Raw genomic sequence first — 12,347 nt, forward strand, 5'->3', positions numbered from 1 at the left:
GGAGGCGTAGGTCCCCGCCGGTGCATCGGCGGCGTCGACGAATCGGCTGTGTCCGACGCACCGCGCGGCGAGTCTTCGCACAGCGTGAAGCACCATCAACCAAAGCGTTGCTCAGGTGGGATGACAATCTCGCCACGCTCGTGGACCCGGAACCCCGGGCCACCTTCCTCGAATCGGCGGTCGGTGTCCAGCCCGCCGCAGGAAACCTTGGAAGAAGTGAAGACCCATGCCACACAACGCCAGAACGCCGCTACGCACCGAAGGTGGCAGGATCGTCGACGCGGACGGCAACGAAGCGCTCATCACCGGCGTGAACTGGTTCGGCCTGGAAATCGACACGTTCGCCCCGCACGGCCTCCACAAGCGCTGCTGAGCACGCACTTGGCGCCCCGGCTGGCGGTGCCGGTGCCGGCCTGACCAGCACGGTGCATCCGAGCCTGCCTGACTCGCGGTCCCGTGCCCCGGCGGCCACCGCTGCCGAAGAGGCCGGGAAAGCTCTCCACGTTACGAGGAACTGGTCAGCACGCAGAGCCGTGCAGCGGAGGCTGGAACCATGGCACAGGAGTCGAGAGAACAAGTCTTCAACGGATGTTTCAACGACAACGACACCGCTGGCTGGTTCGCTGCCGGTGGCGCCGGCGTGCAGATGTCCGCCGTTGACGGGAAACTGCGCGTGCAGGTGCCAGGCGGCACGTCGAACAAGTTCGACGTCATCGTCGGTCAGAACGACATCGCGCTGCGAAACGGGAAGGAGTACACGCTCTCGTTCACCGCCTCGGCCAGTGAGCCGGTGACGGTCGGGGTTCGAGCCCAGGTCCAAGTCGACCACACGTTCCCCGGAACGTTCGAAAACAGCGACGTCAACGTCACCCCGAGCCAACAGCAGCACCAGTTCACGTTCGTGTGCACCCTCGACAACACCGACAACGGCCAGCTCGCGTTCCAGTTCGGTGGCCACCCGAACGACTGCACCTTCTTCCTGGACGACGTGTCACTTGTCGGCGGCGATCCGGTGCGGCCCTCGGTGCCGGACACCGGCCCACGGGTGCGGGTGAACCAGGTCGGCTACCTGCCGTTCGGGCCGAAGCGGGCCACCGTCGTGACCGACGCCCCCGAACCGATTCCCTGGCGTGTGACCGACAGTGCCGGGAACCGTGTCGCGTCGGACTCCTCGACGCCCCGCGGGGAGGATCCGTCCTCCGGACAGAAGGTCCACACGGTCGACTTCAGCGATCTGACACAGCCCGGCATCGGGTACAAACTGAGCGCTGCAGGGGAGGACAGCATCCCGTTCGACATCTCCGATTCCCTCTACGACCGGTTGCGCTCCGATGCCCTGCACTTCTTCTACCTTCAACGCAGCGGCATCGACATCAGGGCGGACCTGGCGCCCGGCCCCAAGTACGTCCGGCCGGCCGGACACATCGGCGTCCCACACGACCCGCATGACGGCGTCCCACCCAACCAGGGCGACAAGGACGTGCCCTGTCAGCCGGCGGTGTGCGACTACACGCTCGACGTGCAGGGCGGCTGGTACGACGCGGGCGACCACGGCAAGTACGTGGTCAACGGCGGCATCGCCGTCTACCAACTGCTCAGCCAGTTCGAGCGGGCGATGCATCGGACTGTGAACGGGGCGGTGCCGGAAGCGCTGCGCGACGGCGGCCTGCGTGTTCCCGAGCGCGGCAACGGCGTGCCGGACATTCTCGACGAGGCACGCTGGGCGTTGGAGTTCCTGCTGCGTATGCAGATCCCCGCCGGTATGCCCTTCGCGGGAATGGCACACCACAAGGTGCACGACGACAAGTGGACCGATCTGCCGTGCGCCCCCCACGCGGATCCACAGCGGCGTGAGCTGCACCCACCGTCGACAGCGGCGACGCTCAACCTCGCCGCGGTCGCCGCGCAGGCCGCCCGGCTGTACGACCGCTTTGACAACGCCTTCGCCGACGGCTGCCTGGCCGCAGCTCGTACCGCCTGGACGGCCGCGCAGGCCCACCCGGCGATGTTCGCCAGCCCCGAGGACAGCAGCGGCGGCGGCCCGTACGACGACGACAACGTGGATGACGAGTTCTACTGGGCGGCCGCCGAGCTGTTCCTCACCACCGGCGAGGACACCTATCTCGACGCGCTGCGGGTCTCGCCGTACCGGACCGGTGATGCGTTCGGCACCAGCGGGTTCGACTGGAAGTACGTCGCCGGGCTCGGCCGGCTCGACCTGGCGACCGTGACCGGGAGCAAGCCGCTGCCCGACGCCGATCGGGACTTCGCCCGCGCCTCGGTACGGGCCGCCGCTGATCGGTATCTCGCGGCAGTACGAGACCATCCGTACGGGGTGCCGCTCACCGACGGCGAGTACATCTGGGGCTCCAACAGCGTGGCGCTCAACAAGCTCGTCGTCATGGCCACCGCGTTCGACCTGACGGGTGACACGATGTACCGCGACGGTGTGCTGGAAGGGCTGGACTACATCTTCGGCCGCAACGCCCTCAACCAGTCCTACGTGACCGGGTACGGCGAGCAACACTCGAAGAACCAGCACAGTCGCATCTACGCCCACCAGAGAGATCCGAACTTCCCACCGCCACCACCGGGTGCGATCGCCGGCGGCCCGAACACCGGACTGCAGGATCCGAAGGCGAGAAAGACACTCGTCGGCACGCAGAAGGGGGCTCCGCTGCCCAAGCCACAGTTCTGCTATCTCGACGACATCATGTCGTGGTCGACCAACGAAGTCGCCATCAACTGGAATGCGGCGCTGTCGTGGGTGACCTCGTTCGCAGCCGATCTGTAGGCAATCCGGGGCGAGGTACCTTCACTGGGAAGGGCCGCAACGACGGCGCGCAACTTCTCGGATGGTGCCGGGCGGCGAAGCGCGAACCAGCCTCCGCAACGGTGACAGATCGACGCCTTACGGTTTGAGGCGAAGTAGTCATGTTTCGTAGAACGTCATGGGCCGTCGCGGTATGGAGCCGCCAGCGTTGGCGTTTGCTCCTGTGGCGTCTTCGCTTTCGGCTTACCCGTCAGGGGATCCTGAGGACCAGGCCCGGTGAGGTACCAGCGTCGAGGTGGCATGTGCCGTGGTCGGGGCTGGTGCGGCTGGGCTTTGTCGTCGCGGCCGCTGCTCTGCTGCTCGGGTGGGTCGGATTCGCGGGCTACAACCTGGTGACGCGATGGTTGAGCCCAAAGGCCGGAATCAGTTCACACCGCATCTGCGGCGATGACTTCGGCATGTACTGCAGCGTCGTCAACAGCTTCATCGCACCATGGTTGACGCTCGGGCTGGTGTTTCTCGGCTTCATCCTGTATCGGTACTCCCGAGTGCGCCGGAGCTACCAGAACAGTGCCAAGGACCATCCGAATGACCTGGTGCCGACGGCCGGGAGCATTGTCGGTGACGTCGTTGGGCGCGAACAGCTATGCAGGGTGCTCATGCACGACGTGCGAGAGCGCGAGACCCGGCGTCCGCACATCCTGATCGGGTCCGTAGGGGCGGGCAAGACAGCGGTTCTCGTCAGATTGATGAAGCTACTAGCAAGCTACAACGTGGTGCCGGTCGCTATCCGATTACGGAACGCGACGAAGGAGCTGGACTTCCAGGCCATGGCCCGCGAGCGACTGAAAAGTCTCGTCGACCCGGTGCTGCGTTCCAACGCCGAGTCGGACAAGATCTGGCGGCAGTTGCGCCGGGACAACCGGGTCGTCGTCCTGGCCGACGGCCTGGATGAGGCGCTGGTCGACAACGACGGAGCACACGACCGTGACACCGTGCTCCGGCAAGCCATCGACCGGGCTGTTGAACAGGACCTGCCACTGATCGTCGCGTCCCGCCCCCATGATCCACTGCGCGGAACGCGGGCGATCATCATCGAACTGGAGCCACTCGGGCAGGGACCGGCCCTGGAGTACCTGACCCGCGACGACGTGAACGGGCACAGAGGCCAGGACACGAGCACGGACCTGCATCGACTTACTTGGCTGGTGAGATCGGCGGAGGTCGCCGGCTCGCCGCTGTACATGCAGATCATCCATGAGCTGAACCATGTCGAAAGACTGTGGGAGATGTTTCCCCAGGAGTGGCTCCCCGCCGGGCCGGACCGCGTGCCGACCAGGCACCCGCGGGTGAGCCGTTCCGTGCTGCGCTGGCATCTCCTGGAGGCGTGGCGGCGCGCGCTGGTCAACGGCGATCTCTACCAGGACTACGCACTGGACCGGGAGCGCCGCAGGATTGCCGTCGAGGTACTCTCGGCGCTCGCATGCATCGGCCTGAAAAAGGACCGACTCGAGGTCAAGTTCGCAGACCTCGTCGGGCCGGATGCCTGCGACGCGCAACAACCCCATGACGCCCGGCTGCCCGGCGACAAGCCGCAGCACCGCGGACTCCACGATGCGCTGATGAACCGTCTATGGGCGAAGGCGGACGGCACCGCACGACAATCACCATACGACTTGCGAATCATTGCGACCATGGGCGCGGAACTGGGCGTTGTCGAGGCACGCCAGGACAGCGTCCGCTTCCGGCACAGCATCATTCAGGCGTACCTCGGCTCCCGCCACCTTGACGATGCGCTCCGCGACGAGAGCTATACGAGCGAGGCCTTCCGTTTCCACGGCAAGGAGTTCCTGATCGCGCTGGCCTTCCAGGCAGCACAGGCTGCCACGAAGGGCGCCGCCCCCACCGTCCCCGCCGACGAGGTTCGGCCTTCGGGGCGGGAACGACGGCCAGCAGCGCAAGACGGTGAGATGACCCGCGACGGCATGATCAAGAGAGCCAAAGACGAGGTGGATCGCGATGCCGTCGCGGCGCTGAACATCTTCGCCACCGCGCTTGAGATCGACAGTATTGGCGCGGATCGGGACCCGGCAGCGATCATCAGCGCGGTCGAGAGCAGATGGGACGACATCAGCCGGCCGATCCGGCTCGACCGGGCTATGGACGAGGCCAAGCTCGACCTGGTGCACCGTTTCGGTGACGCGGTGCGGGCCGCCACCGATGGCGGCGACCGGTCTGACGGACCCACCGAGCGTGTCCGTCACGCCTACCGGACGTTCTACCAACTCATGGGCCGGGAGAAAGCACGTTCGATCCGCTTGGCCGCCGCTCTGGAGATCGGCGCCAGCGGAGCACAGGCATTCGATTCGTTGAAGGACGAGCTCAAAGAGTTCGGGCCTAACGGGGCCGTTACCGCAGCGTCGACCGGGCCGCCCCCCGACAGCGAGGAGGAAGAGGAGGACCGGCGCAAACGCGTGATGTGCGCCTGGCTGGCCCCACTGCTGTACTACTGGTCCACCGCCGATGACGTCGCGTCAGACGACCAGGTCCGTAGCGACGTCGGCCATGAGCGCGAGACGAAGGCGTACCTCGAGGAGTGGCTCGAATACCTCGCCCAGATGGATCCGTCGCGTCGGAGCACCAGGCCGTCGATCGCGCTGGAGATCGCACTCGCCAGGGGCTTCAAGCTGACCGCGAACCAGCGGCATCCTCACTCGTCGGTACATGCGCACCGGCGCGCGGTGCTGATCGAGAAGGCGGAGTGGGCGCTCACGCGGTCACGTTTCTGGTTCTCGCAATTGACACTGATCCAGGCACTGACCCTTTGGTCGCTACCTGATGACCCAGATGAAGCCCTCGCTGACCGGGGCCACGGATCCAACCCCAAGAAGCAGGTCGACTACTGGGTCTCCATCGCGGGAACGCGACGCGGGGGCAAGTGGCCCAGCAGCGAGGCTGACCGGCCGCACCCATTCGTCCTCGCCGCCGCGGCCCTGTGCACCCTGGCGTTGCAGACCCGCCGGCCGGCGGAGTTCTGCTGGATCGACGAGCACATCCTGACCAGCCATATCGGCTCGTACAGCCCGTCGCGCCGCAGTCAGTACGGACAACACTGCTGGATCATGGACTCGGTCGGCTGGACCACACTGCACCCCACCGCACAACAGTTGCTGGCTGATGTGATGCTGATGCTCAACCTCATCGGACGAGGCGGGGAACTGTCCGGGGTGGACGCGCGGCTGACCCAGGCCGATCGACGGGACCTGCCGCCATGCATCACCACCGACCGGAGAGCGTTGGACCCGGACCGGGCGATCGGTTCCGCCCAGGTTTCGTCAGCGGGCAGCAACTGCCTCGACCACTGTCCTTTCCGTCTCTGCCCGTACCCGCCGAGGGGGGAGACGTCGTACTCGGAGGAACTGGACGAAGGCTTTTGCAACCGGCAGATCTATCTGTTGCGACCCTTCCGTTGGTTGCCGTTCAGGCTCGTCGGCATGCGGCACCGGGCGCATTGGGAGGGCGTGCCCCGGCGGCAGCTGCGGCACTTCTGGTGGCACATGTCGCAGCGAACCCGGCCGAAGGCATCCGACATCCCCTCCCAGCCGGTGAAGCGCCGAATGAAAGTGCGCTGAGCCAGGAGCATCCCGCGCGCAATGACCCTGGCCCCGACGCCCACTTCAATTGATCCCGGATCGTCAGCAGTTCGGCCCGATGGTGTCCGTTCCGGTGTAGATGTACGCGTCGCTGACCCAGGTGCCGTCGGTCAGTTTGTTCCAGACCGCGGTGGAACCCCAGCGGCCGGAAAGGGTGGTGCCGTTGCGCCAGCAGGAGATGGTGACGGTCTCACCGTCGGCAACGGATCCGACGATGGGGTACCCGGTGCCAGGTCCCGAGCGCTTGTTGATGCCCGTATCGTCGTTGGCGTCGACGATGCCCTGGTTGAAGTCGAGAGCGCCGTAGTTGTACAGCAATCCACCGGCATCCGTGTGCTGGCCTCCGGCATTGACCCGCGTGCTGCCGTGCAGCGCGTAGCCGCCGTACGCGGCCGATCTATTGATGAATACCCATTTGCCGGCAGACCGCGTGACCCACGAGGTGTAGGTGGTGTCCTTGAGGATGGCCCAGTGGACGTGCCGATAGGGGGCGGAGCCGCCACAAGACACGTCGCGGCCGGTGTTGCCGAGGAAGTCCCCTTCGGCAACGGCGCCGCCGTTGTAGTTGACAGGCGACCACAGGTGGTAATAGTCGGTGGTGTAGCCGCTGCCGTGGTAGACACGTACCCAGCCGCCGTACTGTCCCGAGCTGTTCCCGTCGCACATCAGATACGCGTTGCCGCTGCCGGCGGCCAGCACTCGATAGTCGCCACCGTTGAGGTCGATCGAGCTGTATGGGGTGTCGCTGCCGTTCCAACCGTGCGGCCCGCCGGTGAGTCTCCAGGACTGGCCGAGCGCGAACGGCAGGCGCAGCCCGGTGTTGTACGTGGTGTCCGCCGTGGGCAGTAACGTGACGGCGGCCCGGCCCAGCACCTGACGCTCCCGCGCGGACACGATGGTTGCCGGCGCTTGGCTGGCCAAAGCGGTGAATTCCGTGGTGCCGTCGAGGGCAGCCTGCCAGCCGCGACCGGTGCGGTGCGCGAGGAACATCCGCCCCGTCGGGTACTGGTCGGGTTGTGCGGGTGCGGTCAGCACCGCGCTGCCGAAGGCCCAGTCGTCGGCCTGGCGTTGGACGTCCACCCGTGTGTGCCGCCCGGCGGCGGTTGCCTGCGCCCGGCTCACTTGCGCCTGCTGCAGGATCGCGGCGGATACGGTTTCGTACATGCTGCTGCCCGGGGCGGCTGGCGGGGCGGCCGCCGATGTCCGGGCGGGAATCGCTCCGAAGAGCACCGCAAGCAGCGTGATCATTGCGGCGGCGAACGCGCGTCTGACCATGGGAGGGTACGCGGACACGGCTTGCTCCTCACGTGTCGACGAAGGCTGATTTGCCTTGATCGACGGATTTCGGGTCGGGGAATCCCGGCAGAACCATGTCCTTGAATGTATGGCAAGAATCAGATCATAAAAAGTACAGCAGTGGGGTTCACCCGAATGTGAACGCCGGATTTGTATCGCAATATGGGGTTGTCGGGTAGCTCCTGGTCACGTTCCGCACGTGGTGGCCATGTTCTCGATGTGCCGGCAGCGGGTGGGGAGATGGTGGGATAGCTCCATGATCGTCTATGGAATCTGACCCGATCTTTCTTTCTCCGCAAGGTCACTCACCCCGCATGGTTCAGCTTGATGGCGTTTTGATGAATGGGACGTTACGGGAATTGAGACGAGAATGGCGATGTGGTCGACGGAATGCGGCCCTGACGTGCTGGAAACCGGGTGCCGTTCCGCTGCTCGACCGTGGGGCAGCAGCGGTTCGACGCGCTGCCACGGGTTGTCGGAGGCGGTGCACAGCGGCTGCCGGTCTCGCCGCGGATGGCGCGTGCGCCCATCGTTGATCATTGTCGGCATGGCGATTGCGATTCGGGTCTTCGCGGCGGTGTTCGCGCTGCTGTGGGCGGTATTGGGGTTCGTGGTCATCGACCTTGAGGTGACCATCGCACCCTCGGCGGAGTGGGTGCCGGTGGTACTGCTCGACGGCGGCTGGGGGCTGTTGGTCACCTTCCTCATCGTGGCGGGGTTCGCTCTGGTCACGGTTCGCCCACAGTGGGTCGATGAGATCGTGCCGCAGGTCCTTGTCGTCGCGGCGCTGATCGCGGGTTCGGGGTTCCTCGGGGCCGAGAGCGCCGTGTGGTGGATGGTGCTCGCATTGCTGGTCCAGGCCGGCGTGCTTGCCGGCCTGGCCATGATCGGCCGCCGGCGCGGCGTGCTGGCCGTCGCCGACGTGCGCCGGCCGGCCGGGTCGGGGGTGTCGTGGACGCTGGCGGTGCTCGCCACGCTCGGCGCGGTGCCCTGGTTGGTCTACGCCGCCGACATGTACGCGGCCAACCGGGAACGGCGGTGGCCGACCGAGATCACCAACGAGGTAAACCACTGGGCCGTTCAAGGCGCCTTCGCGGTGGCCCTGGTCATCTTCACGGCCGTCGCCGCGCTGCGCCCGACGCTGCGCCGGTTCAACGCCGTCCGGGTCGCTACGTGCGCGGTGTACCTGGGCATCTGCTCACTGCGTTTCCCGACGGTCGCCGCTGCCTTGCCCACCACGTGGGCAGTACTTGCTATCGGGTGGGGCGCCCTCGTCGTCGTGTGCCCATTCCTCGACCGCGGCCGGCGCGTCCGCCGAGAGCCGGGTGCACTGCAGATTCCAGGGAATTGACAGTTCCATCCAGCGGACCGTGTGTGTTGTGTGCCCTCGCGGCCTATGCTTGGGTTCGCGCGTGAAGCTGCGTGTAGCTGTCGGTGGCCTCAGCCACGAGACGAATCAGTACTCATCGACGAGCACCGAGTTCGACGACTTTGAAATCGTGACCGGCCGGGCAGTCTTTGAGCGCCACGCGGGCAGGACCTATGTGGGCGGCATGGTGGCCGCGGCGAGCGAGGCCGGCGCCGAGGTGGTCGGCACGCTGCACGCGGAGGCGCTGCCTGCCGGCACGATCGCCCGGACGGCATACCAGCGCCTCAAGCAAGCCCTGCTCGAGTCGCTGGGTGCGGTCCTGCCGGTGGACGGTGTTCTGCTGGACCTGCACGGCGCTGCCGCGGCCGAGGGCGTCGACGATGTGGAAGGGGACATCTGCCGGGCCGTTCGTGACCTGATCGGCCCCGCCGTGCCGCTGGTCGTGACCCATGACCTGCACGGGAACATCTCACAGGCCGAAGCCGACGTTGTCGATGCGATGTTCGGTGTGCATCATTATCCCCACGACGACATGTTCGAACGCGGGCAGGAAGCGATGCGTGCGGTGTCCCTGATCGCCCGGGGTCGATGGCGTCCCTACGTTCATGTCGAGCGCCTGCCGCTGCTCGTGCCTCAAACGACGACGTACGAAGGAATCGGAGCGAAGGCACGGGAGATCTGCCAGCGGTTCGAGGAGCAGGACGGCATCCTGGATTGCACATTCATGCACGGCTTTCCGTACGCCGATCACGCCTTCGTCGGTGCCCAGGTCGTCACGATCGCCGACAACTCCGACAATGAGCTGGCCCGGCGGGTCGCCCGCGACGCGGCGCGGCTGATCTGGGCCTTGCGTGACGAGTTCACCGTCGACTACCCGAATCCCGACGAGGCGCTACGTCTGGCGGAGGCCGGCCGACAATGGCCGGTCGTTGTCAACGAAGTCTCGGACAACCCTGGAGGCGGCGCCCCGGGCGACGGCACGCACCTGTTGCGTGCGCTGCTGGCTGCTCGCCCGGAGAACGCGGTTTTCGTCGGGATCAAGGACCCGGACGTGGTGCGGCAGGCGATCGAGGCCGGCGTAGGAGCCACGATCGACATCCGCTTGGGCGGAAAGACCGACACGCTACACGGTGCTCCGATCGAGTGTCGCGCCTACGTGAAGCTCCTGAGCGACGGTGAGGTGGTCCTCGAGGCGCCGATGGGGCGAGGCTGGCGATACCCGTTGGGCCGCAGTGCTCGGCTGGTGATCGACGGGGTCGATGTTGTCGTGATCAGCCGGGCTATGCAGACGCTGGACCGGACTCCGCTGTTGCTGCACGGGATCGACGCCGCCCGGTGCAACCTCATCGCTCTCAAATCGGCACATCATTTCCGTTCCGGATTCGGCGAAGTGGCCAAGGCCGTGGTCTCCACAGACCCGCCAGGGCTCTCGACCATGCGGTTGGACACGTTCCCACGATCACGGACACCACGACCTGTCTACCCGCTCGACGCACACACCACTTACGGCGATTGACGACACGGCCCAAATGCGCTGATCATGGTTCGTGATGCCGGCGTATCGCTGGGTGGACCGCCTTGATTGCCTCACCTGGATCGGCTGAGCGAGGATGCGTCCAACGTCGCCCAGGGTAGCCGGCGACTCGTCCCTCTGGAGTGTTCTATGCACGGTCGGGCACGCTCCGTGATAGCCATAGCCATCGGAGCCGCACTTACTCTGTCGGGTTCGGCGTGTGGCGGGTCTTCTTCTTCGAACCCGACCGGTAAGGCCGGTGCGTACAAGGATGGCCAGACGCTGACCCTGCGACTCAGCGGAGTGCCGGGGACCCTCGATCCGACGCAGGCTCTCGGCCAGGCCCAGGTGATCGACAGGTTCGCCTACGATCCGCTCATCAACATCGCCAAGGACGGCTCGATCGTCTCGGGGATCGCCGAGAAGTGGACGGCCACGCCGGCCGTCATCACCTTCACCCTGCGCCCGGACGTAACCTGCTCCGACGGTCACAAGCTGGTGGCCAGCGATGTCCAAGCCTACTTCGAACACCTGCAGGATCCGAAGACAGCGCCGCCGGCGCTGCTCGGCTACCTGGCGGACGGGAAGTTCAAGGCCTCTTCCGACGACGCTGCGCGCACCTTCACGGTCACCTTCGACAAGCCTTTCAGTTTCGGGCTGCCGGTTATGGCGAGCATCGGCATCGTCTGCCCCAGCGGTCTTGCCGATCTCACGAAGCTGGCCACCACGACGGCCGGAACCGGCCCGTTCGTGCTGAAGGGCTCCATCCCTGACGTCGAGTACCGGATGGAGGCGCGCACGGACTACGCCTGGGGACCCGGTGGCGCCAAGACCGCCGTTGCCGGGTTCCCGGCAGCACTCACGCTGAAGGTTGTCCCCGAATCTTCGACCGCGATCAACATGGGCCTGCGGGGCGAGCTCGACATGATCTCGCTTGGTACTCCCGACCGCGCCAGGTTGATGAGCAACGCGGAATTCGCCGCGACCGACGTGAATGTGCTCTCACAGTACCTGTTCTTCAATCAGCACCCCGGTCTGGTCTTCGAGGATTCGGCCGTCCGCAAGGCGCTCTCGATCTCGCTGGACCGGGACAAGTGGGGCAAGATCATTACGGGTGGGTTCTACAAGCTCTCGAACAGCACGATCACCGGCGTGCCGCCCTTCTGCCAGGACCCGGAGTCGCAGAAGTCGATTCCTACCGGTTCGGTCGACGCGGCCAACAAGCTGCTCGACGACGCGGGCTGGGCCCGAGGCGCTGAAGGGGTGCGCGGCAAGGACGGCAAGAAACTCGAAGTGAAGATCATCGCGCTCGGTCGGGAGAAGACTGCCTGGGAGTACGCGCAGCAGGAGTGGGCCAAACTTGGTGTCAAGGCCACGATCGAGGTCAAGACCAACTCGGCCGCCAACGACATCATGTTCTCCGGATCCGGCTGGGATCTCCGACTTATCGGCGTGGGCACCAACCTGCCGAGTCAGTGGACCTTCCTGCTGGACAACCCGGACCCGAAGCCGCTCGCCGGCATCAAGAACGCGGGATACAGCAAGCACGCCGCCGAGGCGATCGGAACCCCCGGCAAGGAAGGCTGCCAGCTGTGGGACCAGGCCGCGGTGGAGGTGCTGACGGCAGTGAACATCTACCCGCTGATCCGCGAGACGACGCATTGGTTCGCCCGCAAGCGCATCGAATTCGACTACATCGACGAGGTCCTGCTGGAGCCGTCGTCGCTGCGAGTCAAGGGCTGA

At 66.0% G+C, this 12,347-nt stretch carries 7 protein-coding genes; 6 read left to right on the forward strand and 1 reads right to left on the reverse strand.

From position 1 onward, the window contains the following. Positions 1–226: 226 nt before the first annotated feature. From Dfulv_RS15455 to Dfulv_RS15465, 3 genes are all read left to right on the forward strand, one after another. Positions 227–373 carry a hypothetical protein gene (locus Dfulv_RS15455; RefSeq protein WP_259863686.1) on the forward strand — a complete coding sequence of 49 codons (147 nt, stop codon included), beginning with the start codon at positions 227–229 and terminating at the stop codon, positions 371–373. Between the two features lie 180 nt (positions 374–553). Further along, entirely contained in the window at positions 554–2,794 is a 2,241-nt protein-coding gene (locus Dfulv_RS15460) for a glycoside hydrolase family 9 protein (RefSeq protein ID WP_259863687.1), read from the forward strand. 281 nt (positions 2,795–3,075) lie between these two features. Beyond that, positions 3,076–6,405: an NACHT domain-containing protein gene (locus Dfulv_RS15465; protein ID WP_259863688.1), complete on the forward strand. Its 3,330-nt coding sequence runs from the start codon at positions 3,076–3,078 to the stop codon at positions 6,403–6,405. A 63-nt stretch (positions 6,406–6,468) separates the two neighbouring features. Here the strand turns inward: Dfulv_RS15465 and Dfulv_RS15470 are convergent, their stop codons facing one another. Continuing rightward, the gene (locus Dfulv_RS15470) at positions 6,469–7,719 is read right to left on the reverse strand and encodes a M23 family metallopeptidase (protein ID WP_259863689.1); all 1,251 of its coding nucleotides are present in this window, start codon (positions 7,717–7,719) and stop codon (positions 6,469–6,471) included. Positions 7,720–8,269: 550 nt separating this feature from the next. Here Dfulv_RS15470 and Dfulv_RS15475 point away from each other — a divergent pair. From Dfulv_RS15475 to Dfulv_RS15485, 3 genes are all read left to right on the forward strand, one after another. Further along, positions 8,270–9,073, forward strand: coding sequence for a hypothetical protein (locus Dfulv_RS15475; protein WP_259863690.1), 804 nt, complete (start codon positions 8,270–8,272; stop codon positions 9,071–9,073). A gap of 61 nt (positions 9,074–9,134) precedes the next feature. Then, positions 9,135–10,607 carry a M81 family metallopeptidase gene (locus Dfulv_RS15480; RefSeq protein ID WP_259863691.1) on the forward strand — a complete coding sequence of 491 codons (1,473 nt, stop codon included), beginning with the start codon at positions 9,135–9,137 and terminating at the stop codon, positions 10,605–10,607. 168 nt (positions 10,608–10,775) lie between these two features. Next, positions 10,776–12,347 carry an ABC transporter substrate-binding protein gene (locus Dfulv_RS15485; protein ID WP_259863692.1) on the forward strand — a complete coding sequence of 524 codons (1,572 nt, stop codon included), beginning with the start codon at positions 10,776–10,778 and terminating at the stop codon, positions 12,345–12,347.

Origin of the sequence: Dactylosporangium fulvum, assembly GCF_025137375.1 — a bacterium.
Lineage (GTDB): Bacteria > Actinomycetota > Actinomycetes > Mycobacteriales > Micromonosporaceae > Dactylosporangium > Dactylosporangium fulvum.

Excerpts from the sequence above, each read along its gene's own strand:
- Dfulv_RS15455 (WP_259863686.1), top strand. The coding sequence starts at position 227 with ATGCCACACAACGCCAGAACGCCGCTACGCACCGAAGGTGGCAGGATC.
- Dfulv_RS15460 (WP_259863687.1), top strand. The coding sequence starts at position 554 with ATGGCACAGGAGTCGAGAGAACAAGTCTTCAACGGATGTTTCAACGAC.
- Dfulv_RS15475 (WP_259863690.1), top strand. The coding sequence starts at position 8,270 with ATGGCGATTGCGATTCGGGTCTTCGCGGCGGTGTTCGCGCTGCTGTGG.